Source organism: Streptomyces klenkii, assembly GCF_003626645.1.
Taxonomy (GTDB): Bacteria; Actinomycetota; Actinomycetes; order Streptomycetales; family Streptomycetaceae; genus Streptomyces; species Streptomyces klenkii.
Genome location: NZ_RBAM01000001.1, coordinates 144729 through 170005 on the forward strand (window position 1 = coordinate 144729; position 25277 = coordinate 170005).

Consider the following 25277-nt stretch of genomic DNA (forward strand, 5'->3'; position numbering starts at 1 on the left):
ACAGCCGAGGACGGATGGGGCGGATGAGCAGCAACGAAGACAGGCTTCTCGAGTATCTCAAGCGCGTCACCGGGGACCTTCGCCAGGTCCGCGAACGCCTTCGCGAGGTCGAGGAGAAGGACCAGGAACCCATCGCGATCGTCGGCATGGCGTGCCGGTATCCCGGCGGGGTGCGGTCGCCGGAGGACCTGTGGCAGCTGGTGGCCTCCGGTGGCGACGCGGTCGGGGAGTTCCCGGCCGACCGGGGCTGGGACGTGGACGACGTCTACGACCCGGACCCGGACGCGCAGGGAAAGACGTACGCGCGGCACGGCGGATTCCTTTACGAGGCGGGGGAGTTCGACCCCGGCTTCTTCGGGATCAGCCCGCGTGAGGCCGTCGCGATGGACCCTCAGCAGCGTCTGCTGCTGGAGACGACGTGGGAGACGTTCGAGCGGGCCGGCATCGACGCGGACGCGGTGCGGGGCAGCCGCACCGGAGTCTTCGTCGGCTCCGGCTACCAGGACTACGTCAACCTCCTGGTCGGGGTGGCCGGCGAGTCCGACGGCCACCTCGGGACCGGCAACTCCGCCAGCGTGATGTCCGGCCGCATCGCCTACACCTTCGGCCTGGAGGGCCCGGCCGTCACCGTCGACACGGCGTGCTCGTCGTCGCTGGTGGCGCTGCACTGGGCGATCCAGGCGCTGCGCGCCGGCGAGTGCTCGATGGCGCTGGCCGGCGGCGTGCAGGTGATGACCACGCCCACCGCGTTCGTGGAGTTCAGCCGCCAGCGCGGACTGGCCCCGGACGGGCGGTGCAAGCCGTTCGCCGCCGGTGCCGACGGCACCGGCTGGGCCGAGGGCGTCGGCATGCTCCTGGTGGAGCGCCTGTCCGACGCCCGCCGCAACGGGCACCAGGTCCTGGCCGTGGTGCGCGGCAGCGCCGTGAACCAGGACGGCGCGTCCAACGGCCTGACCGCCCCGAACGGCCCCGCGCAGCAGCGGGTCATCCGCCAGGCCCTGGCCTCGGCCGGGCTGTCCCCCGCCCAGGTCGACGCGGTGGAGGCGCACGGCACGGGCACGACGCTGGGCGACCCCATCGAGGCGCAGGCGCTGCTCGCGACCTACGGCCGGGAGCGGCCGGAGGGACGGCCGCTGTGGCTGGGCTCGCTGAAGTCCAACATCGGTCACTCGCAGGCCGCGGCCGGTGTCGGCGGGATCATCAAGATGGTCATGGCGATGCGCCATGGCGTCCTCCCGCAGACGCTGCACGTGGACGAGCCGACGCCGCACGTGGACTGGTCGGCCGGTGACGTACGGCTGCTGACCGAGGCCATCAACTGGCCGGAGTCGGACCACCCGCGCCGCGCTGCTGTGTCGTCGTTCGGTGTCAGCGGCACCAACGCCCACACCATCATCGAGCAGGCACCGGCTACCGACGAGGAGCCCGCGGGGGCTCCCGCCGCCGGCCCGCTCGCGTGGGTGCTCTCCGCCAAGAGCGACGCGGCGCTGCACGCCCAGGCGGCCCGGCTGCTGCCCTTCGTACGGGACGAGGCCCGGCCCGCGGACATCGGGCTGTCGCTGGCCACGACCCGGGCGGCGCTGCGCCACAGGGCCGCGGTCGTGGGGGAGACCCACGAGGAACTGCTCCTCGGGCTGGAGGACCTGGCCGCCGGGACCCCTTCGTCCCGTGTGCTGCTGGGACGCCCGGCCGGCGGCAAGACCGGCTTCCTGTTCTCCGGTCAGGGCTCGCAGCGCCTCGGCATGGGCCGTGAGCTGTACGAGGCCTACCCGGTCTTCGCCGAGGCCTACGACGAGGTGTGCGCCCGCCTGGACGCGCCCGTCGACGTCGATGCCGAGACGCTGCACCAGACCGGGTGCACCCAGCCCGCGCTCTTCGCCGTCGAGGTCGCGCTGTTCCGGCTCCTCGAATCCTGGGGAATCCGGCCGGACTTCGTCGTCGGCCATTCCGTGGGCGAGATCGCGGCCGCACACGTGGCCGGCGCCCTGTCGCTCGACGACGCGGCCAAGCTGGTGTCCGCGCGGGCCGCGCTGATGCAGGCCCTGCCGGCCGGCGGGGCGATGGTCGCCGTACAGGCCACCGAGGAGGAGGTGCTGCCGCACCTCACCGACGGAGTCAGCATCGCGGCGGTCAACGGCCCCTCGTCGGTGGTGATTTCCGGTGACGAGACGGCGGCTCTGGCGATCGCCGAGGCCTTCAAGGAGCAGGGCCGCAAGACGTCCCGCCTGAAGGTCAGCCACGCCTTCCACTCGCCGCTCATGGACCCGATGCTGGAGGACTTCGCGCAGGTCGTACGCGGCCTGTCCTTCCAGGAGCCGCAGCTGCCCGTCGTCTCCAACGTCACGGGCGAGCTCGTCGAGGCCTACACCGCCGAGTACTGGGCCCGGCACGTCCGCGAGGCCGTGCGCTTCGCCGACGGCGTGCGGACCCTCAGCGACCTGGGCGTCACGACCTTCGTCGAGATCGGCCCCGGCGGCGTCCTGAGCGGCATGGCGCAGGGCTGCGTGGACGGTGCCCTCACGGTGCCGCTGCTGCGCGCCGACCGCCCCGAGCGGCAGGCCCTCGTCACGGCCCTCGCCCAACTGCACACCCACGGCGTCCCCGTGGACTGGAGCGTCTTCTTCTCCGGAGCGCGGACGACCGACCTCCCGACGTACGCCTTCCAGCACGAGCGGTACTGGGTGGAGACGCCGGAGCACACCGCTGCCGGCGCGGCGGCGGACCCGGTGGACGCCGAGTTCTGGGAGACCGTGGAGCGCGAGGACCTCCAGGCCCTCGCCGAGACCCTGGACATCGGCGCCGACGACACGTTCAGCGACGTCCTGCCGAGGCTGTCGTCCTGGCGCCGGCAGCGCAAGGAGCAGTCCGCCGTCGACGACCGGCGCTACCGCGAGACGTGGAAGCGCCTGGGCGAGCTCGCCCCGGCCGGCCCCGGCGGCACCTGGCTGCTCGCCGTGCCGGAGAAGGAGAACGAGCAGATCGCCGCGGTCCGCGCCGCGCTCACCGCACGCGGCTGCGAGCTGACGACCCTGGTCGTCGGCGCGGCGAGCGACCGCGCCGGGCTGGCCGGGGAACTGGCCGGGCTCGGACCCGTCGACGGCGTGCTGTCCCTGCTCCTCACCGGCGACCCCGTGCTGCCCACCCTGCTGCTCGCCCAGGCCCTGGGCGACGCGGGCATCGAGGCCCCCCTGTGGTGCCTCACCTCCGGCGCGGTGGCCGTGAGCGGCTCCGACACCGTACGCAACGCGCGCCACACCCAGGTCTGGGGCCTGGGGCGGACCGCCGCCCTCGAACTGCCCCGGCGCTGGGGCGGCCTGATCGACCTGCCCGAGACCCTCGACGACCGCACCGCCGCACGCCTCGCCGAGGTGCTGGGGCAGGCGCGGACCGGCCGGTGGGAGGAGGACCAGCTCGCCGTGCGCGCCTCCGGCGTCCACGCCCGGCGGCTCGCCCACGCCCCGGCCCGCCCGGCCGGCCGCCACTGGCGGCCCCGCGGCACCGTCCTGATCACCGGCGGCACGGGCGCGCTGGGCGGCCACGTCGCCCGCTGGCTGGCGGGCAACGGCGCCGGGCACCTCGTCCTCGCCGGCCGCCGGGGCGAAGCCGCCCCCGGCGCCGCCGCACTGCGGGCCGAACTGGAGGCCCTCGGCGCCCGCGTCACCCTCGCTGCGTGCGACGTGGCCGACCGCGACGCCGTCGCGGCCCTGCTCGCCGAGCACACCTTCACCGCCGTCGTGCACACCGCCGGCGTCGCCGACGCCGGCATGCTGGACGACACCACCCCGGCCGCCTTCGCCGCCGCGCTCGCCGCGAAGGCCGGCGGCGCCGCACACCTGGACGAGCTGCTGGGCGATCAGGAGCTGGACGCCTTCGTCCTCTTCTCCTCCATCTCCGGCGTCTGGGGCAGCGGCGGCCAGGCCGCCTACGCGGCCGGCAACGCCTTCCTGGACGGCCTCGCGCGGCAGCGCCGCGACCGCGGCCTCACCGCGACCGCCGTCTCCTGGGGCCCCTGGGCCGGCGGAGGCATGGTCGAGGACGGCGACGACGAGGAGCGGCTGCGCCGCCGCGGGCTCCGCGCCATGGCGCCCGCATCGGCGATCACCGCCCTGCAACGCGCCCTCGACCGCGACGAGACCCTGCTGACCGTGGCCGACGTGGACTGGTCGCGCTTCATCGTGCCGTTCACCCTCGGCCGCCCCAGCCCGCTGCTCGGTGACCTCCCCGAGGTCCGCGCCACGCTCGCGGAGGAGGCCCCCGAGGCCGGCCGCGGCTCCGGCGAGCTCGCCGGGAGCCTGACCGGGCTGTCGCGCGACGACCGCGAACGCCTCCTCACCGACCTCGTGCGCACCCACGCCGCCGCAGTCCTCGGCCACCGCGGGGCAAGCGCGATCGAGGCCGACCGGCCCTTCCGGGATCTCGGGTTCGACTCCCTGACCGCCGTGGAGCTCCGCAACCGCCTCAACGACGCGACCGCTCTCGCCCTGCCCACGACCCTGGTCTTCGACCACCCCACGGCCGCCGACCTCGCCGCCCACCTCCTCGCCGAACTCACCGGCGGCGAGGACCCGCAGGCCACGGCCGCGGCCGCCGCCACGGTGCTGGACGAGCCCATCGCCATCGTCGGGATGGCCTGCCGCTACCCCGGCGGCGTGCGCTCGCCCGAGGACCTGTGGGAGCTGGTCGTCTCCGGCCGCGACGCGATCTCCCGGTTCCCCGGCAACCGCGGCTGGGACGTCGAGGCCCTCTACCACCCCGACCCCGACCACCCCGGCACCACCTACACCACCCACGGCGGATTCCTCCACGACGCCGACGAGTTCGACCCGGCCGTCTTCGGGATCAGCCCGCGCGAGGCCGTCGCGATGGACCCGCAGCAGCGCCTGCTGCTGGAGACCACGTGGGAGACCTTCGAACGCGCCGGGATCGCCCCCCACTCCGTGCGCGCCACCGGCACCGGCGTCTTCATCGGCTCCGGCTACCAGGACTACGCCGCACGCCTGCTCAAGGTGCCCGACGGCGTCGAGGGCTACCTTTCCACCGGCAACTCGGCCAGCGTGATCGCCGGCCGCCTCTCCTACGCCTTCGGCCTGCAAGGCCCCTCCGTCACCGTCGACACCGCGTGCTCGTCCTCGCTGACCGCCCTCCACCTCGCCGTGCAGGCGCTGCGCAACGGCGAGTGCTCGATGGCGCTGGCCGGCGGCGTGATGGTGATGGCCGGCCCGTCCGCGTTCACCATGTCGAGCAGGCAGCGCGCGCTGTCCGCCGACGGCCGCTGCAAGGCGTTCTCCTCGACCGCCGACGGCACCGGCTTCGCCGAGGGCGTCGGCCTGGTCCTGGTCGAGCGCCTGTCCGACGCGCGCCGCAACGGACACGAGGTCCTGGCCGTCGTGCGGGGCAGCGCGGTCAACCAGGACGGCGCCTCCAACGGCCTGACCGCCCCCAGCGGCAAGGCCCAGCAGCAGGTGATCCGGCAGGCCCTGGCCAACGCCCGGCTCGCCCCGGGCGAGGTCGACGCCGTGGAGGCCCACGGCACCGGCACCCGCCTCGGCGACCCCATCGAGGCCCAGGCACTGCTCGCCACGTACGGCAAGGAGCGCCCCGGGGACCGGCCGCTGTGGCTCGGCTCGCTGAAGTCCAACATCGGCCACGCCCAGGCGGCCGCGGGCGTCGGCGGCGTCATCAAGATGGTCATGGCCATGCGCCACGGCGTCCTGCCGCAGACCCTGCACGTCGAGGAGCCGACCCCGGACGTCGACTGGAACAGCGGCGCCGTGCGCCTGCTGACCGAGCAGACCGCCTGGCCCGAGCAGGGCAGGCCCCGGCGCGCCGCCGTCTCCTCGTTCGGTATGAGCGGCACCAACGTGCACACCATCATCGAGCAGGCCCCCGAGACTGCTCCCGCCGCCGAGGACGAGCAGACACCCGCCGTCCCGGACGCGGCCACCACCGCCCGGTCCGCGGACGTGGTCCCGTGGGCGCTGTCCGCGAAGACCACGCGCTCCCTGCGCGAGCAGGCCCGCCGGCTGCTGAACCACCTCGACCGCACCGAAGGGCTCTCCCTCCCCGGCGTCGGCCGCGCCCTCGTCACCACGCGGACCCAGCTGGAACAGCGGGCCGTGGTCGTCGGCCGCGACCGGCACGAGCTGCGGGCCGGACTCGCCGCGCTCGCCGACGGCGCACCCGCGGACCACGTGGTCCAGGGCACCACCACCGCCTCCGGCAAGGCCGTCCTCGTCTTCCCCGGCCACGGCTCGCAGTGGACGGAGATGGCCAAGGACCTGCTGGACGCCTCCCCGGTCTTCGCCGAGCAGGCCAAGGCCTGCGCCGAAGCCTTCGCCCCCTACCTCGACTGGCCGCTGCTCGACGTCCTGCGCGCCGAGCCGGGCGCGCCGGACATCGCCGGAGTGGAGGTCGCCCAGCCCGCGCTGTTCACGGTGATGGTCTCCCTGGCCGCCCTGTGGCGCTCCTACGGCGTCACGCCCGCCGCCGTCGTCGGCCACTCGCAGGGCGAGATCGCCGCCGCGTACGTCGCGGGGGCGCTGACCCTGGACGACGCGGCCCGGATCGTGGCCCTGCGCAGCCGCGTGCTGACCAAGCTCAAGGGCAAGGGCGCGATGCTGGCGGTCTCGATGCCCGCCGACCGGGCCCGCACGAGGCTGGAGAAGTACGGGGACCGGCTGTCGGTCGCCGCCGTCAACGGGCCCGCCGCCCTGACCGTCTCCGGCGAGCCCGGCGCGGTCGACGAACTCCTCGCGGAGCTCGAAGCCGAAGGCGTGCGCGTCCGCAAGGTCCGCGGCGCCAACGGCGCCGGGCACTCCGCCCAGGTCGAGAACCTGCGCGCCGAACTGCTGGAGCTGCTGGCCCCGGTCGCGCCGCGCGCGGCGGACGTCCCCTTCTACTCCACGGTCACCGGCACCGTGCAGGACACCGCCGCCCTGGACGCCGAGTACTGGTACCGCAACGCCCGCCGCACGGTGGAGTTCGAGCGGACCGTACGGACGCTGCTGGAGGACGGGCACGGGGTGTTCATCGAGTGCAGCCCGCACCCGTTGCTGGCCGGCGCCGTGCAGGAGATCGCGGAGGAGGCCGGTGCCGACGCCGTGACCGGTGCCTCGCTGCGCCGGGACCAGGGCGGCATGGACCGCTTCCTGCGCTCGGTGTCCGAACTGCACGTCAACGGCGTGCACGTCGACTGGACGGTCCCCTTCGCCGGGCACCCCGTAGAGCACGTGGACCTGCCGACGTACGCGTTCCAGCACCAGCGGTACTGGCTGGAGAGCGCCGACCAGGCGCCCGCGGGCGCCGACCCGGTCGAGGCCCGGTTCTGGGAGCTGGTGGAGAACACGGACCTGCCCGCGCTCACCGGTGAGCTCGGGGCGGACGACGCCGCCCTCATCGGCCCCGCGCTGCCCGTCCTGTCCGCGTGGCGCCGGCGCAGCCGCGAGAAGTCCACGGTGGACGCCTGGCGCTACCGCGTCTCCTTCCGGCAGCTCACCGACCACCCGGCACCCGACCTCGACGGCCTGTGGCTCGCCGTCCTCCCCGCCGGCCTGGCGGACGAGGAATGGGCACCCTGCGTCGTCGGCGTGCTCGGCGCCCACGGCGCCAAGGTGCGGGTCGTCGAACTCCCCGTCGACTGCGACCGGGCGGACGCCGCGAACCGGCTCGCCGAGGAGCTCGGCACCGAAGAGCCCGCCGGAGTCCTCTCGATGCTCGGCCTCGCGCCCGGCGTCCACCCGGCCCACCCGACGCTCTCCGCGAGCCTCGGCGCGACCGTGACCCTGCTCCAGGCGCTGGGCGACCTGGACGTCCAGGCACCGCTGTGGTGCGCGACCCGCGGCGCCGTGTCCACCGGCGCGTCCGACCCGCTGCGCGACGCGGGCCAGGCACAGCTGTGGGGCCTGGGCATCGTCGCCGCACTGGAACTGCCCCGGCGCTGGGGCGGTCTGATCGACCTGCCCGAGGCGCTGGACGAGCACGCCCTGCGCCGCCTGGCCGGAGCGCTGGCCCAGCACGACGAGGACCAGCTGGCCGTACGCGCCGACGGCGTCTTCGGCCGCCGCATGGTCCGGGCCCGGCCCGCCGACGCCGAACCCGCCACGCCGTGGCAGCCCCGCGGCACCGTCCTCGTCACCGGAGGGACCGGCGGCGTGGGCCGCCACCTCGCCCGCTGGCTGGCCGGCGCCGGAGCCCAGCACCTGGTGCTGACCAGCAGGAGCGGGCCTGACGCCCCCGGCGCGCGGGAACTGCACGCCGAGCTGACCGCACTGGGCGCCGAAGTCACCATCGCCGCCTGCGACATCGCCGACCGTGACGCCGTCGCGCGGCTCCTGGCGGGCATCGAGACCCGGCACCCGCTCACCGCGGTGCTGCACGCCGCCGGCACCGCGCGGTCGTCCGTGCTCACCCACGCCGGCCTCGACGAGTTCGCCGAGGCCGCGGCCTCCAAGGTCACCGGCGCCGTCCACCTGGACGAGCTGCTCGACGGCCGGGAGCTGGACGCCTTCGTCCTCTTCGCCTCCGGCGCCGGCGTCTGGGGCAGCGGCGGGCAGGCCTCGTACGCCGCCGCCAACGCCTTCCTCGACGCCCTGGCCCTGCGCCGGCGGGCCCGCGGCCTGACCGCGACGTCCCTCGCCTGGGGCGGCTGGGCCGGCGGCGGCATGGTCGACGACGCGGTCCAGGAGCGCGGCGAGAAGCGGGGCCTCGGCTTCATGGCCCCCGAACTCGCCATCTCCGCCCTGCACCAGGCCGTCGAGCACGACGAGTCGGCCCTGACCGTCGCCCCGATCGACTGGGAGAAGTTCCTGCCCGCCTTCACCGTGGGACGGCCCAGCCCGCTGCTGGCCGACCTGCCGGACGTCCAGCGGCTCCTGGAGGCCGAACAGGCCGCCGACGAGGAGACCGGCGCCGAAGCGGGCCTGGCGGCCGAACTCGCCGGGCTCGCCCCGGCCGAGCAGGAGGAGCGGCTGCTGGAGCACATCCGCTCCCAGAGCGCCGTGGTCCTCGGCCACGCCTCGGCCGGGGACGTCCAGCCCACCGCGCAGTTCCTGGAGCTGGGCTTCGACTCGCTCACCGCGATCGACCTGCGCCGGCGCCTGTCGGCCGCGACCGGCCTCAAGCTGCCCGCCGGACTCGCCTTCGACCACCCCACGCCCGCCAAGCTCGCCAAGCACCTGCTGGCACAGCTCGGCAGCGCCGGCCGCGGCGCCGAGCAGGAGCGGCCCGCCGACATGCTGGTGCAGCTCTACCAGCACGCCGGCGAGAACGGGAAGGCCGCCGAGGCCATGGGGATGCTGATGGAGGCGGCCCGCTTCCGGCCCTCCTTCGAGCGGCCGGAGGAACTGGCCCAGCGGCCCGAACCGGTCCGGTTCTCGCAAGGCGACCTGCCCTTCGCCCTGATGTGCTTCTCGCCGTACGTCGTACCGGCCGGGGCGCACCAGTACGCGCGCTTCGCCGCGCCCTTCCGCGACCGGGTGGACATGTGGGCGCTGACCCACCCCGGCTACGAACAGGGCGAACCCGTCCCGTCCGACGTGGAGGCCGTCCTCGGCCTGCACGCGCAGACCGTACGGGAGTGCGCCGGCGGCAAGCCCGTCGTCCTGCTCGGCTACTCCTCGGGCGGCTGGATCGCCCACGGCGTGGCGGCCCGCCTGGAGGCCATGGGCGAGAAGCCCGCGGCCGTGATCATGGTCGACAGCTTCAGCCGTGAGATCCCCTTCGACCACCAGGTGCTCAACGCCATGGCCCAAGCGCAGTCGCAGCGCCTGGACTTCATGAAGTCCGGCGGCGAACAGCTCACCGCGATGGGCCGCTACATGCACCTGTTCGACAACTGGGCCGCGCCGGAGATCGCCGCGCCGACCCTGCTCGTCCGCGCGAGCGAGCCCATGCTGGCCGGCGCCGCGGACGGCGACGGGCGCGCGGCACCGCCCGAGCACGTGGACACGACCGTAGAAGTGGCCGGAAACCACTACTCGATGATGGAGGACCACGCAGGCACCACCGCGGCGGCGGTGGAGACCTGGCTGGCCGACGTCGTCACACGTCCCTCCGGCCCCGCCGTCCCTCCGGACGCAACGACCGCATGACAGGCCCCGGCCCCTGCGAGGCGGCCGGACGAGACAGAGCAAATGTGGGAGAGAGACATGACGAAGTCCCTGTATGAGATCGGCGAGACCCCGCCGCTCGGCGAGGTCCCCCGGCAGATGTACGCCTCGGTGATCCGGCAGGACCGCTTCGGCGAGCCGAAGCAGGCGTTCCGCACCGAGGTCGTCGACACCCCCGCGCTCGGCCGGGGCCAGGTGCTGGTCTACGTGATGGCCGCGGGCATCAACTACAACAACGTGTGGGCCTCGCTGGGCACGCCCGTCGACGTCATCGGCATGCGGCAGCGGCAGGGTCAGCCGGAGGACTTCCACATCGGCGGCTCGGAGGGCTCGGGCGTGGTGTGGGCGGTCGGCGAAGGCGTCCGCAACGTCAAGGTGGGCGACCACGTGCTGCTCACCAGCGGCCAGTGGGACGAGGCCGCCGAGGACATCCGGATGGGCACCCACTCCATGGTCTCCGACAGCTTCCAGGCCTGGGGCTACGAGACCAACTACGGCTCGTTCGCGCAGTTCTGCCGCGTCGAGGAGTACCAGTGCCACCCCAAGCCCGCCGACCTGTCGTGGGAGAAGGCCGCGGCCTTCCTGCTCACCGGGCCCACCGCCTACCGGCAGCTGTTCGGCTGGCCGGGCAACGACGTCCGCCCCGGCGACCCCGTCCTGATCTGGGGCGGCGCGGGCGGCCTCGGCTCGATGGCCATCCAGCTCGTCAAGATGGCCGGCGGCGTGCCGATCGCGGTGGTCTCCGACCAGGACCGCGCCGACTACTGCCGGAGCCTCGGGGCCGCGGGCACCATCAACCGCCGCGACTTCGACCACTGGGGCCGCCTGCCCGACACCGGCGACGCCGAGGCCTCGGCGCGGTTCCTGCGCGGCGCGCGCGGGGTCGGCAAGAAGATCTGGGAGATCCTCGGCGAGCGCAAGTCCCCGCGGATCGTGCTGGAGCACAGCGGCCAGGACACCCTGCCGACGTCGATGTACCTGTGCGACAACGGCGGCATGGTGGTGATCTGCGGCGGCACCTCCGGCTACAACGGCGACGTCGACCTGCGGCACCTGTGGATGCGCTCCAAGCGACTCCAGGGCTCGCACTACGCCAACGGCCGCGAGTGCCGCGAGGTCATCAACCTCGTCGGCGCCGGCCTGCTCGACCCCTGCCTGTCCGCCTGCGAGGGCTTCGAGGAGATCGGGCACATGCACCAGCTGATGCACGACAACGTGCACCCCTCCGGGAACATGGCCGTCCTCGTGAACGCGCAGCGGCGCGACGAGACGACGCTCGCCCTCCCCACCGCCTGACCGTTCCCCTCGCCTGACCCGCCCGCCGCAGGCGCACTCCCTCCCCCTCCGATTCAGTTAAGCGCAAGGAGAGCCATGTCCGAGACCACCGCCGCCGGCGCGCCCGCCGTCCCCAAGGCCCGCAGCTGCCCGTTCCTCCCGCCGGACGGCCTCGCCGGCATCCGGGAGGAGGCCCCGGTCACCCGGGCCACCTTCACCAGCGGCCAGGAAGCGTGGCTGGTGACCGGCTACGAGCAGGTGCGCGCCGTGCTGCGCGACCCGTCGTTCAGCGTCAACGTGCCCCACGCGCTGCACACCCAGGACGGCCTCGTCACCCAGAAGCCCGGCCGCGGCAGCCTGCTGTGGCAGGACGCCCCCGAGCACACCGACGACCGCAGGCTGCTCGCCAAGGAGTTCACCGTCCGGCGCATGCAGGCGCTCCGGCCGAACATCCAGCGCATCGTCGACGAGCACCTCGACGCCATCGAGGCCCAGGGCGGCCCGGTCGACTTCGTGAAGGCCTTCGCCAACCCGGTGCCGTCCATGGTGATCTCCGACCTCTTCGGCGTCCCCGTCGAGCGGCGCGAGGAGTTCCAGGACATCGCCGAGGCCATGATGCGCGTCGACCAGGACGTCGCCGCCACCGAGGCCGCCGGCATGCGCCTGGGCGGGCTGCTCTACCAGCTCGTCCAGGAGCGCAAGGCCAACCCCGGCGACGACCTGATCTCGGCGCTGATCACCACCGAGGACCCCGGCGGGGTCATCGACGACATGTTCCTCATGAACGCGGCCGGCACCCTGCTGATCGCGGCCCACGACACCACCGCCTGCATGATCGGCCTCGGCACGGCGCTGCTGCTCGACCGGCCCGACCAGCTGGCCCTGCTCCGCGAGGACCCCTCGCTCGTCGGCAACGCCGTCGAGGAGCTGCTGCGCTACCTCACCATCGGCCAGTTCGGCAGCGAGCGCGTCGCCACGCAGGACGTGGAGTTCAGCGGCGTGCGCATCGCCAAGGGCGAGCAGGTCGTCACGCACGTCCTGGCGGCCGACTTCGACCCCGCCTTCGTGGAGGACCCGGAGCGCTTCGACATCACCCGCCGCCCCGCACCGCACCTGGCCTTCGGCTTCGGCGCGCACCAGTGCATAGGTCAGCAGCTCGCCCGGATCGAGCTCCAGATCGTCTTCGGGACCCTCTTCAAGCGCTTCCCGACCCTGCGCCTGGCCAAGCCGGTGGAGGAGCTCCGGTTCCGGGACGACATGGTCTTCTACGGAGTGCACGAGCTGCCCGTCACCTGGTAGCCGCCGGCCACGGTGAAACCCCCCCACAGATGAGCAGCGCCCGCGTCCGCGGGTGCTGCTCATCGCATTTTTGCTGCTTATAGCATTCTGGTGCGCCGGTTTGTGCTGGAGGCCACTGAGTCCTAAGTGAACAACTAGGGGTTGCCCTACAACAGGACCCATAGCCTCCGGACATGGAGATTCCGCATTCCGGTTACCGCGCGGCAACCCTGCTCGCGGCGGCTGCCGCGGCCCTGGCGCTGACCGCTCCCGCAGCCCTCGCCGCACCGCTCCGGCCCACTGCGCCGGCCTCCCCGTCGGCCGGGCAACAGGCGTCCGAGCAGCGGGCGTCCGAGCACGCCGTGCCCTTCACCGAGGCCGCCGTCACGGACCACGGCGACGGTTCGTACACCGTGTCCTGGCACGCGCCCGGCGTCCGGTCGGTGACCGTGTACGCCGGCGGCCGCCAGGTCGCCCGGGGCGGCGCGCGGGAGACCGTGACCGTACGCGGCCTGCCGGCGGCCGACCGCCAGTGGTTCCGCCTCGCCCCCGACCGGGGAGAGCCGCTGACGCTGGCGGACCGTTCGCTGCACCTGGCGAGCGCCCCCAACTTCCGGGACGCGGGCGGCTACCGCACCGCCGACGGACGGTGGGTGCGCATGGGCGTGCTCTACCGCACGAGCGAGCTGTCGAAGCTGACCGACGCCGACGTCGCCAAGCTCCGCCGCCTGGGCATCCGCACCGACTACGACCTGCGCTCGCCGGGGGAGCGGGCGAAGGCGCCGGACCGCATCCCGGAGGGCACCCGCTACGTGGTCGCCGACGTCAACGGCGGGGACGTGACCGAGGTGCCCACGACCCCGGAGCAGGCCGTCGAGCTGATGACCGCCGGCGGCCGTGCGTACGTCTCCTTGGAGTCGGCGCGCACCGCCTACGGCGCCCTCTTCCGCGACGCGGCCGATCCGGGCGCGCAGGCGCTGATGTACCACTGCAACGCCGGCAAGGACCGTACCGGCTGGGCGAGCGCGGCCCTGCTGACCGCGCTCGGCGTCGACCGCGAGACCGTCATGCGCGACTACCTCGCCACCAACGAATACCGGGCGAAGGAGGTCGCGGCGATCCTCGCCCCGCTGTCGCCCCACGACGCGGCCGTCCTGCGGCCCGTGCTCGAAGCGCGCCCCGAATTCCTCAATGCCTCCTTCACCGAAGTGGAGGACCGGTACGGCACCTTCGGCGATTACCTGAGAAAGGGGCTGGGTCTGGACGACCGGGTGCTGACCGGACTGCGCAACGCCCTGCTGACGGACTGAAATATGTCAACCGCAGCCGTTCCCGTAACCCTTGCCGCTGCCATTCCGGCAGCCATTCCCTTATCCGATTCCTTACCGACTCCTTGCCGATTCATTACAGCACTGCCGATCGCTTGAAAGGCACGACATGACCGAGACCGAAATCCGCCCCACCGGATCACCGGCCCCGTCCTTCCCGCAGGACCGAACCTGCCCGTACCAGCCGCCGCAGGCCTACACGGACTGGCGCGGCGAGCGCCCGCTGACTCAGGTCACGCTGTTCGACGGCCGGCCCGCGTGGATGGTGACCGGGCACGCCGAGGGGCGGGCGATGCTCGTCGACCCACGGCTGTCCGCGGACTGGGGCCACCCGGTCTTCCCCGTCGTCGTCCAGCGCACCGAAGGGCGCGGAGGGCTGTCGTTCCCGCTGATCGGCGTCGACGACCCCGTGCACGCGCGGCAGCGGCGCATGCTGATCCCCAGCTTCGGCGTCAAGCGCATGAACGCCATCCGGCCCATGGTCCAGGAGCTCGTGGACCAGCTGCTGGACGACATGCTGGCCAAGGGGCCGACCGCGGACCTGGTGTCGGCCTTCGCCCTGCCCGTGCCCTCGATGGCGATCTGCGAGCTGCTCGGCGTCCCGTACGCCGACCACGACTTCTTCGAGGAGCGCTCCCGCAACTTCGTGGGCGCCAAGACGACGGCGGAGGCCGACGCGGCCTTCGGCGAGCTCTACGGCTACCTGCACGGCCTGGTCGGGAAGAAGCAGGCCGAGCCCGGGGACGGCCTCCTCGACGAGCTGATCGCACGTCAGCTGGAGGAGGGCGAGCTGGACCACAACGAGGTGGTCATGATCGCGCTGGTCCTGCTGCTGGCCGGCCACGAGACCACCGTCAACGCGATCTCCCTCGGAGCCCTCACGCTCCTCCAGCACCCCGACCAGCTCGAGGTGCTGCGCCGCGACCCCGAGGCCGTCACCGGGGCGGTCGAGGAGCTGCTGCGCTTCACCTCCGTCTCCGACTACATGGTCCGGATGGCGAAGGAGGACATCGAGCTCGGCGGCGAGACCATCAAGGCCGGGGACGCGGTGCTGATCTCCATCTCGCTGATGAACCGTGACGGCAAGGCCTACGAGGACCCCGACACGTTCGACGTCCGGCGCAAGGCCCGGCACCACGTCGGATTCGGCCACGGCATCCACCAGTGCCTCGGTCAGAACCTCGCGCGCATCGAGATCGAGATCGCCCTCGGCTCGCTCATCGCCCGCATCCCCGGCCTGCGGCTGGCCGTGCCCGTGGACCAGGTGCCCATCAAGGCCGGCCACGACGCCCAGGGCCCGGTCGAGCTCCCGGTCACCTGGTGAGCGCCCGGGTGGAAGGGACGGAAGCGAGGGAAGGACACCGCGCCGTGCGCATCACCATCGACCGCGACCGGTGCATCGGCTCGGGCCAGTGCGCCATGACCGCGCCCGGCGTCTTCACGCAGGACGACGAGGCGCTGGTCGCCCTGGTGCCGGGGTACGAGGACGGAACGGGCGACCCGCGCCTCCTCGACGTCCCGATGGCCTGCCCGGTCCAGGCGATCGAGATCTCCGAGGGCTGAGCGGCACCGGCCGGGAGGCCCGGGGCCCGCGACCGCGCGAGCGGCCGCGGGCCCCGCAGCCGTCGTCGGGGTCCGGTCTCCGCTTCGGGTCTGGTCTCCGCGGCGCTCCCGTGCGACAGTGTGTGCCAGTGATTTATTACCGGCGCGTGACAGCCGGGTAAGCACTTGTTCATGGAAGGCGAAATAGCGCCCCGGGTGTGGCGTGAACGCACCGGAGAAGCTGGCGCGACTCCGACCGTACCGAACCCCTGCGGAAGCCGGCTTCGGGTACCGAACTTTTTCCGCGGAGCCGCAGTCTTAAGCCCGCGCCGCCGGGCTGTCGTTGACCGCCGGTCCGGCATCTCACTAGCCTCCCAATTGATTTCACCCTCCATGAACTTTCCTGAAGGGGATCCATCCCTTGTTGAATGCAGCACCTGCGGCGCCGGGCCTGTGCATGGCAAGTCTCGATAAGAGCCTGACCATCCAGCAGGCGAATCAGGAGTTCTTCCGCCAGTTCAACGGCTCGTCCGAGGAAATATGCGGTCGCAGCTTTCGTGACGTCGTGCACCCGAGTGTTCAGCAGCCGCTGATGCGCCAGTTCTCCCACTTGCTCGAAGGAAAGCACCAGCGCTTCGTCACCCCCGTCATCGCCGTGGGGCCCGGCGAGGAATCCGCCTTCACCGTCCCCCTCACCGCGGTCGCGGTGCGCGGCGGACTGCCCGACACGACAGCGATCCTGGTCATGATGCCCACGGCCCGGGACGCCGAGGGGACGCGCGTGGTGACCAACCGCAAGAAGATCCTTTCCGCGATGGACGCGCGCATCCTCGAAGGGATCGCCGCCGGTGTCTCCACCGTCCCCCTGGCCTCGCGCCTCTACCTGAGCCGGCAGGGCGTCGAGTACCACGTGACCTGCCTGCTGCGGAAGCTGAAGGTGCCCAACCGCGCCGCGCTGGTCTCCCGCGCCTACTCCATGGGCGTACTCAAGGTCGGCACCTGGCCGCCGGAGGTCGTGGACGACTTCGTGAAGTGAGCTGAGCCCCTGGGCAGGCTCCCGGGACGCCGGGGGTGCCGGGGACACCAGGGGCGCCAGTTTGCGCCAGTGGTGACAATTCGGCCATAAGATTCCTGTTCTGACTCAAAGACAGGTGGAAATGTTCACTTCCGTTTCCTACTGTCGTGTTGACTGGATCTTGCTGGCCGGCCCCCTCCCCAGGGCCGGCCGCCGACGCGCCGGCAGTCCCCCGAGGTCGCGTCAGGCTTCGTGAAAGGAACCGTGTGACGGTCATCCCCGAGACACGTCATGAGTCTTCCCGGACCCTGGTCGGCCGCTCCGCCGAACTGAACAGCGTGCTGCGGCAGGCGGGCCGGGCCCGTGCCGGAACCGCACAGGCGATGCTCGTCCGGGGCCCGGCCGGCATCGGCAGGAGCAGCCTGCTGACCGCCGCCGCCGTCCACCTGCGCGCCGACGGCTTCACCGTCCGCACCCTGACCGGCAGCACGGCACCGGCCCTCGGCGCCGGCGAACCGGCCGGCCCCGCCGGGCCCGTGGCCGCGGACCCCGCGGTACCGCCGCCCGATGACCCGTACGCGGACCGCCGCCGCTTCCACGCCCACCTCGCCCGGCGCCTGGCCGCGGGCCCGCTCGCCCTCGTCGTCGACGACGCCCAGGGCTGCGACGAAGCAACCCTGCGCCGCCTCGACTTCGCCCTGCGCCGCCTCGCCGGGCAGCCCCTCCTCGTGCTCCTCGCCCAGCGCACGGAGAGCGACGGCCCCGGCACCGCCGTCCTCGCCGAGCTGCTGGCCCAGGACCGCTGTACGCTCCTGGAACTGGGCCCGATGAGCGAGACCGGCACCGGCCGGATGATCGACCGCGCGCTGGGCGGGCCCGTCGACCCGCTCTTCGCACGGCGCTGCGCGGAGCTCTGCGGCGGCAACCCGCACCTCCTCGGGCGGCTCCTCGCGGGGCTGCGCACCGCCGGGATCCGCCCCGACCGCAGCGGCCTGCGCCGGCTGCGCTCGGTCTACGGAGGCATCCTCGCCTCCCTGATACCCGACTTCCTGGCCGTCCAGCCCGGCCCCGTCCGCCAGGTGGCCACGGCCCTGGCCGTCCTCGGCCGCGCCGACCCCGACCTGCTGGGCGCGCTGGCGGGCATACCGGCCCGGCGCGCCGAGACCGCCCTGGCCGTGCTGCGCCGGTTCGAGGCCGCCACCCCCGGAACGCGCGGCGCGGTGATGCGCGACCCCGTCCGCCGGGCCGTCCTCGCCGGCCTGCCCGCCGGCGCCGTGCGCGAACTGCGGACCCGCGCCGCCAGGCTCCTCAACGACGCAGGCCGGCCGGCCGCCGACGTCGTCGCCCAGCTCCTGTTCCTGGACCGCATCGACGAACCCTGGATGCTCGCCGTCCTCCGCGACGCCATCGCCGCGACACCCGGCCGGGCCGCCGGCCCGGACGTGGTCGGCTGCCTGCGCCGCGCCCTGACGGCACGGCTCACCGCCGCCGAACGCAAGGACGTCCACCGCGAACTGGCCAGGGCCTGCGCCCCCACCGCTCCGGCCGCCGCCCTGTGGCACCTCCACAAGGCCCTCGCCGCGACCGAAGACGCCCGGGAGAAGGCCTCCATCGCCATGGACTACGGCCTCTCCGCCGCCGGCACCCGCCAGGCGACCGAGGCCGTGCGCACCCTCGGCAGCGTCCTCGACGACTTCGACGCCGGCCCGGGCGCCGACCCCGGGCCCGCCGACCGCGAACTGCGCACCACCATCGCCTCGGCCCTCCTGGTCACCGCCGTCAACGACACGACGGCCATGTCCGTCGCCCGCGAACGGGCCCTCACCTGGACCCTGCCCCGCGGCGACAGCCCCGCCGAACGCCAGCTGCTCGCCGCCATGAGTGTCATGACGTGCCTGGACGGCAGACCGGCCGCGGAAGCGGCCGCCCTCGCCCGCAAGGCCTTACGCGTCGAAGAGGCCGCCCCCGCGGGCTGGTGGGTCCTCGGGCCCTCCACCGTCCTCAGCCAGGCCGACGCCGTCGACGAGGCCCTCGCCGGCCTGGAGCGCTCCTGCGCCGGCGGCCCCGCGCGCCAGGCCGCCCGCGTGCGCGTCCCCGCGCTGGCCGGCCGCTCCCTCATCCTCCACAACGCCGGCGACATCGCCGGCGCCCTGCGGCAGGCCCGGGCCTCGCTCGCCCTCGCCGAGCGGTCCGGGCCGGGCGACCCCGCGCCCCTCGCGCACATCGCCCTGGGCAGCGCCCTGCTCTCCGCCGGCCGCACCGCCGAGGCCGCCCTCGTCCTGGACCGCCTCGTGCGCACCGACGCCGCGCTCGAACGCCGCCTCTACGAATGGCACCACTACCTCTACGTCCGGGGCCGGGCCCTGCGCGAACACGGCGACCTGGAAGGCGCCCTGGCCGTGTGGCGCAGGTGCGGCCGCAGCCTGGCGGAGGCCGGGGTCGCCAACCCGCTCCTGGCTCCCTGGTGGCTGCCCGCCGTCAGCACCCTCGCCCGCTTCGGCCGGACCGCCGAGGCCGCCGCGATCGTCGAAGAGGTCCAGCCGAACCTGCGGCGCTGGGGCACCCCCCGGGCCCTGGGCCTGGGCATGCTCGCCGCCTCCTGCGTCGCCGACGGCCGGGCCCGGCTGCGGCTGCTCAACGACTCCGTGGACGTCCTCGCCTCCTCCCCGGCCCGCCTGGAACTGGCCAAGGCCGAATACCAGCTCGGCCACGAACTGCTGCTCCACGGCGACGCCGACGGCGCCCGCCGCCACCTGCGCCGCGTCATCGAACGGGCCACCCACTGCGGCTACCACCTGCTGGCCGCCACCGCGCGCCGGCTGCTGGTCCACGCGGGCGGGCGGATGCCGCAACTCGCCACCAGCGCCCTCGACTCCCTCACCGGCAGCGAGCGCCGCGTGGCCGCCCTGGCCCGCGACGGCGTCAGCAACAAGAAGATCGCCGAGACCCTGTTCATCACCACGCGCACCGTCGAGATGCACCTCACCAACGTCTACCGCAAGCTCGACGTGCGGGGCCGCTCCGAGCTCCCCGGCGGCCTGCGCCCCTCCGGACTGCTGGCGACGGGCCGGTGACGGAGACGACGGCCATGCCACCGACCAGCACCCCCCTGCCCGGCCCCCGCCCGGGCGGCGACGCCCCCGGCGGGCCCTCGCCGCTCGCCGGGCGCGAACAAGAAGAGGCCCTGCTCACCGCGGCCCTCCTGAACCTGCGCCGGGGCCTGCCCGCCGTCGCCGACGTGCACGGCCCGCCCGGCACCGGCCGCAGCGCCCTGCTGGACCGTACGGCCGTCCTGGCCGCGCGGGCAGGCGTACGGGTCGCCGCCGCCCAAGCCTGCCCGGAGGAGGCCGGCCGCCCGCACAGCCTCGCCGCCCGGCTCTACGGCGCCCTGGCGCGCAGCGGCCACGCCGCGGCCCCGCCGCCCCACCGGGAACCACGGGACCTGGAACGGGCCGCCCTGTGCCGGGTCTTCCTCGCCGCCGCCCGCACCGAGCCGCTGCTCGTCGCCGTCGACGACGTCCAGTGGGCCGACCAGGCGTCCCTGCGCTGGCTGCAAGCCCTCGGCCGCCGCCTCGGCGGAACCTCCCTGATGCTGCTCACCGCACGCAGCGACGCCGCCCCCGCGGAGCCGGGCGAGCGCATCGCCCCCTGCCCGCTGGACGGCGAAGACACCGTCGCCCGGCATACCCTCACCCTCGGCCCGCTGCCCGACCAGGCCGTCGGCCGGCTCCTCGCCCAGGCCTGGTCCGCCCCGGCCGACCCCGCCTTCCAGGAGGCCGCGACGCGGGCCGCCGACGGCAACCCCGCCCTGCTGCGCTCCGTCATCAGCCGGTTCGCCCGCCACGGATGGTCTCCCACCGGCGAGCACCTGCCCCGCCTCGCCGACTGCGTCGCGGAAGCCGTACGCCACCGCACCCGCCGCACCCTCACCGCGCTGCCCGAGGAGCTCCACACCATCCTGCGCGTCATCGCGGCTGCCGGCCCCGACTGCACCCCCGCCATGGTCACCGCACTCGCCGGGGCACACACACCCCGCGCCCTCGCCCGCCTCTCCGGAACCGGCCTGCTCCGCCCCGGCGACCGGCCCGCCTTCCGGCACCCGGCCGCGGCCGACACCGTCCTGGCCGCCCTGAGCGTCCAGAGCCGCGAGGAACTCCACGCCGACGTCGCCGCATGGGCCTACCGGACCGCCGCCCCCGACAGCGCCGTCGCCCGCATGCTGCTGAGCGCCCGGCCCACCGGCGCCGCCTGGGCCGTCGGCCTCCTGCGCGGCGAGGCCGCCCTCCACCGCGCCGCCGGCCGGCCGGCCGACGCCGCCCGGCTGCTCCGGCGCGCCCTGCGCGAACCCGTGCCGCCCGCCCAGCGCGTCCAGCTGCTGACCGAACTCGCGGCCGCCGTCCTGCCCACCGACCCCGAGACGGCCGACCGGCACCTGCGCCAGGCCCTGCTCGCCCCCGCCGGCACCACCGCCGGACCCGCCTGGGTCGACGCCGCCGAACTCCTCGTCGCCCGCGGCGACATGGCCGCCGCCCAGCCGCTCATCGCCCGCGCCGCCGGACGCGCCGCACCGGACGGCGACGACGCGACCGCCCTGCGCGCCCTGTACTGGCTCGCCGAGCAGAGCGAGCCGGAAGCCGCCCACGAGCTGGACGGCCCACCGGTCCCGCCCCTGCCCCCGCGGCCCGCCACGCCGGCGGAAGCCGCGGCCGCGGCCTGGCGCACCGCCCTGCGCGGCCACGACATCGACCGCGCCCGCGACCTGGCCCGCACCGCCCTCGCCCCGGCCGCCCGCCGCACCGTGCCGCTCCTCCTCCAGACCGCCGCCTGCCACGCGCTGGTGCTCAGCGGTGACCACGACGAGGCCGGCACCGCCGCCGACACCGTGCTGCTGCACGCCCGGCACGCCGACGTGCCCCCGGTGGCCGGGCTGGCCCTGGTCGTCATGGGCCTCGCCGAACTCGGCCGGGGACGGCCCGACGCCGCGGCAGGCGCCCTGGACCGGGCCCGCGAGATCATGCGCGGCCGCGGCCGGACCCCCTTCCTCACCCCCGGGCTGATCGCCTTCGAGGCCCTCGTACGACTGGAACAGGGCGAACTGGACGAGGCCGGGCAACTCCTCGGCCCGGCCCACCCGTACGGCACCGCGGCCGGGCTGTCCGGCGCCCTGCTCCTCTACGCCCGCGGCCGCATCCACCTCTCGCGCGGCCACCGGGAACAGGCCCTGACCGACCTGCTGGAGTGCGGGCGCAGACTGCTCGCCCGGCAGGTGACCAACCCCGCGTTCCTGCCCTGGCGCAAGATCGCCGCCTCCGCCTGCGACCCCACGGCGGACGGCACCACGGCCGCCGCCCTCCTCGCCGAAGAACAGCGCCTCGCACGCGCCTGGGGCGCCCCCGCAACTCCCGCGGGCACCCCGGCGGACGAACCGCCGCCGCCCGGGCAACCCGCCGGCCGGCACACACCGCCCAGCTCCCCGCAGGCCGCCGCCCCCACCGCCCGCCGCACCGCGCGCGATGACCGGCAGCCCGCCGCCCGGCCGGAGGACCGGAGGCTCCCGCCCCCGCCCCCCTCCGGCCCGGCACCCCGGCAGCAACTGACCGGAGCCGAACAACGGGTGGCCGCACTGGCCGCCGACGGCCTGCCCAACCGGGCCATCGCGGACCGGCTGTCGGTCACCCCGCGCACCGTCGAACTGCACCTGACCAAGACCTACCGCAAGCTGGGCATCCAGGGCCGGGCCGAACTGGCCGCTGCACTGGGTCACCGACCGAAGGCGACACCATGACACCTCTTCGCGGACGGGAACGCGAACTCGACCTGATCTCCGCGGCGATGGAGTCAGCCCGCCGCGGCGACGGCCGCCTGCTGGCCGTGACCGGCGGCCTCGGCAGCGGCAAGACCGCCCTGCTGCGCAGACTGCCCGCACTCGCCGAACGCCGCGGCCTGCGCACCCTGACCGCCGGCTGCGCGCCGCAGGAGCAGGACTTCCCCTTCGGCGTCGTCGGCCAGCTCCTCGACCCGCTCCCGGGCTGCGGGCCCCTCGACCTCGTCCCCGGCCCGGACCGGTCCGCCGAACTCCTCTCCTCCGTGGCCGACCTCAGCCGGGACCAGCCCCTCCTGCTGCTCGTCGACGACCTCCAGTGGGCCGACCCCGCCTCCCTGCGCTGGCTCGGCGAGCTCGCCCAGCGCCTGGCGGGCCTGCACGCCGTCGTCGTCGTCAGCCTCCGGGAGGGCGAGCCGGGCGCGGACGCCCCTCCGGTGCAGACGTGCGTCGAACGCGCCGCCCGCCTCGTCCACCTGGCCCCGCTGCCCGTCGAGACCGTCGCCGACCTCGTCGCCGACCACCTCGGGCACCCCGGAGAGCCCGGGCAGATAGCCGCCTGCCACGAGGCGTCGGGCGGCAACCCCCTGTTCCTCAGCGCGGCCCTGACCGCCCTCGCCGCCGCCGGGCCGGCGGCCGGCCACGCCCTCGCCGCACCGGAACCCCGGCGCGTGGCCCTCCACGAACGCCTCGCCGTGGCCCTCCGCTCCCAGCCGGCACCGGTACGCCGGCTCGCCAGGGCACTGGCCGTCCTCGACCAGGGCCCGGACCGGGAAACGGACCCGGACCACGAGCCCGGCCGGGAAGCGGACCCCGCTCAGGAACCGGGACGGCCGGCAGAAGGCCAGGAGCCGGACCTGCTCGCAGTGCCCGGACACGAGCACTGCCGGGAAGTGGACGTCGAACTGGTCAGCCGGCTCGCGGAGCTCGACACCGCCGGCTGCGAAGACGCCGCCCGCTCCCTGCGCCGCCTCGGCCTCCTCACCGACGGCCCCGCACCGTGCTTCGCCCACCCCGCCGTACGGGAGGCCGTCGAGGAGTCGATGACACCCGCGGAGCACGAGGACATCCACCTGCGCGCCGCACAACTGCTGCACAACGGCGGCCACCCCGCCGAGCGGGCCGCCGCCCAGCTCCTCGCCGTCACCTCCTGCCACGACGCCTGGACCGTCGAAGTCCTTCAGGCCGCCGCGACCGCCGCCCGCCGGCGCGGAGCCCTCCGGGAAGCCTCCCGCTACCTGCGCCACGCCCTGCTCGGCAGCTCGCCCTCCGGCGCCGACCGCGCCGCCCTGCTCCTCGACCTGGCCGCGTCGGAGCGCGACATCGACCCCCAGGCGGCCCTGCGCCACCTCTCCCAGGCGTTCCTGCTGCTCCCCACCACCACCGCCCGCGCGCTCGCCGCCGCCCGCACCCCGCCGTTCCTGCTCGGCAGCTGCCCCCCGCCCGTCATCGACATCGTCGCGAAGGTGGCCGCCGACCTGGGCGACCCGGACACCCTCACCGGCGCCGAACGCCAGGCCGCCCTGCGGCTGGAGGCCCGCCTGCGCCACGTCGCCGTCGCCGGGCCGGGGGAGATGAGCCAGTGCGCGCCGCGCCTGCGCGCCCTGGGCGCCGCGCCCCCCATGGGCACCGCGGCCGAACGCGAACTCGTCACCGTACTGCTGCACGGCGCCACCGTCACCCAGCGGATGACCGGCGCGGAAGTCGCGCACCAGGCCGAGCGCGTCCTCCAGCACGAACCGGCGTCCCCCGGCCACGTCCACACCGCGCTGCCGCACCTGTGCGGCGTCCTCGCGGCCGCCGAGTCGCTGGACGCCATCGGCCCCTGGCTGACGATCGCGCAGGAACGCGCGCGCCGGGACGGCGCCTCCGTGCCCCGGGCCGTCATCGCCGCCGAACTCGCCCACGTCCTGCTGGCCCGGGGGCGGCTCCAGGAGGCCAGGGCCCACGCCGAGGAGGCCGTCGCCCACGGCATCATGGAGTGGGCCACGCTGCCTGCCATGACCGCCCTCGTCATGGTCGCCGTCCAGAGCCGCGACACCGGGCTGGCCCGGCTCCTGCTCGGCCACCGCCGCGAGACCGCCGACCACGACTACCGGCCCTCGCCGCTCCAGCTCCTGCGCGGCTCCGTCGCCGTGACCGGGGGAGACCCGGCCACGGCCCTGGAATACGTCCTCGACTGGGGCCGCTCGGCCGAACGCGCCGAGTGGCGCAACCCCGCCCTCGTCCCCTGGCGCAGCTGGGCGGCCGGCCTGCACCACCGGCTCGGCCAGACCCGGAAGGCCCACGACCTCGCCGACGAGGAGTACGAACGGGCCGTCGCCTGGGGCACGCCCGTCGTCATCGGCCGCGCCCGGCGCGTCAAGGGCGCGATCACGGAGGGGGAGCGGGGCATCGAGCTGCTGCGCGAGTCCGCCGCCCTCCTCCAGGGTTCGGTGAACGCCATGGAAGCGGCACGGACCGAACTGCTCCTCGGGCGGCGGCTGCTGGCCGCCGGCCGCGGTGCCGAGGCCGAGGAGCGGCTGGGCCGCGCCCGCGACCGGGCCCTCGCCTGCGGCGTGCCGTGGATCGCCGAGGTGGCGTCCCGGGAACTCGCCGGCCCGGCCGGCTCCGGGCAGCAGCCGGTGGCCGTGTCCGCGCTCACCCGGGCCGAACGCAGGGTCGCCGGGCTCGCCGCCCACGGCGTGCCCAACAAGAACATCGCCGAGCGGCTGGAGGTCAGTTCGCGCGCCGTGGAGAAGCACCTCACCAGCGCCTACCGCAAGCTCAAGGTCGCCGGCCGGGCCGAACTGGCGGCGTTCTCACCCCTGCTGCCCGGCCCGGCGGACGCCTGAGCGACACCGGGCCACGGGGTGCCGACCGTACCGTAACGCCCGCCTCCGTACCCGGGGTAACCGAACCTCCGGGTACGG

The 25277-nt window shown here is 74.7% G+C and carries 10 protein-coding genes; all 10 read left to right on the forward strand.

The genetic code is table 11. The features are described 5' to 3' along the window. Positions 1-14: 14 nt before the first annotated feature. Positions 15-10088: a type I polyketide synthase gene (locus D7231_RS00430; RefSeq protein WP_422396654.1), complete on the forward strand. Its 10074-nt coding sequence runs from the start codon at positions 15-17 to the stop codon at positions 10086-10088. A 57-nt stretch (positions 10089-10145) separates the two neighbouring features. After that, a complete protein-coding gene (ccrA, locus tag D7231_RS00435) occupies positions 10146-11402 on the forward strand; it encodes a crotonyl-CoA carboxylase/reductase (RefSeq protein ID WP_120752866.1) in 1257 nt (418 codons plus the stop codon). Between the two features lie 75 nt (positions 11403-11477). Continuing rightward, positions 11478-12680: a cytochrome P450 gene (locus tag D7231_RS00440; RefSeq protein ID WP_120752867.1), complete on the forward strand. Its 1203-nt coding sequence runs from the start codon at positions 11478-11480 to the stop codon at positions 12678-12680. A 173-nt stretch (positions 12681-12853) separates the two neighbouring features. Next, the gene (locus D7231_RS00445; protein WP_120752868.1) at positions 12854-13969 is read left to right on the forward strand and encodes a tyrosine-protein phosphatase; all 1116 of its coding nucleotides are present in this window, start codon (positions 12854-12856) and stop codon (positions 13967-13969) included. A 127-nt stretch (positions 13970-14096) separates the two neighbouring features. Further along, complete coding sequence (locus D7231_RS00450; RefSeq protein ID WP_120752869.1) at positions 14097-15311, forward strand: cytochrome P450; 1215 nt, start codon at positions 14097-14099, stop codon at positions 15309-15311. 44 nt (positions 15312-15355) lie between these two features. Continuing rightward, the gene (locus D7231_RS00455; RefSeq protein WP_120752870.1) at positions 15356-15550 is read left to right on the forward strand and encodes a ferredoxin; all 195 of its coding nucleotides are present in this window, start codon (positions 15356-15358) and stop codon (positions 15548-15550) included. Between the two features lie 436 nt (positions 15551-15986). Next, on the forward strand, positions 15987-16565 hold the full coding sequence (locus D7231_RS00460; protein ID WP_106679608.1) for a LuxR C-terminal-related transcriptional regulator: 579 nt from the start codon (positions 15987-15989) through the stop codon (positions 16563-16565). A gap of 245 nt (positions 16566-16810) precedes the next feature. Continuing rightward, entirely contained in the window at positions 16811-19618 is a 2808-nt protein-coding gene (locus D7231_RS00465; RefSeq protein ID WP_158673695.1) for a helix-turn-helix transcriptional regulator, read from the forward strand. Positions 19619-19632: 14 nt separating this feature from the next. Then, positions 19633-22329: an AAA family ATPase gene (locus D7231_RS38060; protein WP_120752872.1), complete on the forward strand. Its 2697-nt coding sequence runs from the start codon at positions 19633-19635 to the stop codon at positions 22327-22329. Then, positions 22326-25199, forward strand: a complete 2874-nt coding sequence (locus tag D7231_RS00475) for an AAA family ATPase (protein ID WP_120752873.1) — start codon at positions 22326-22328, stop codon at positions 25197-25199. The genes D7231_RS38060 and D7231_RS00475 overlap by 4 nt, the downstream gene beginning before the upstream one ends. The last annotated feature ends 78 nt before the right edge of the window (positions 25200-25277 follow it).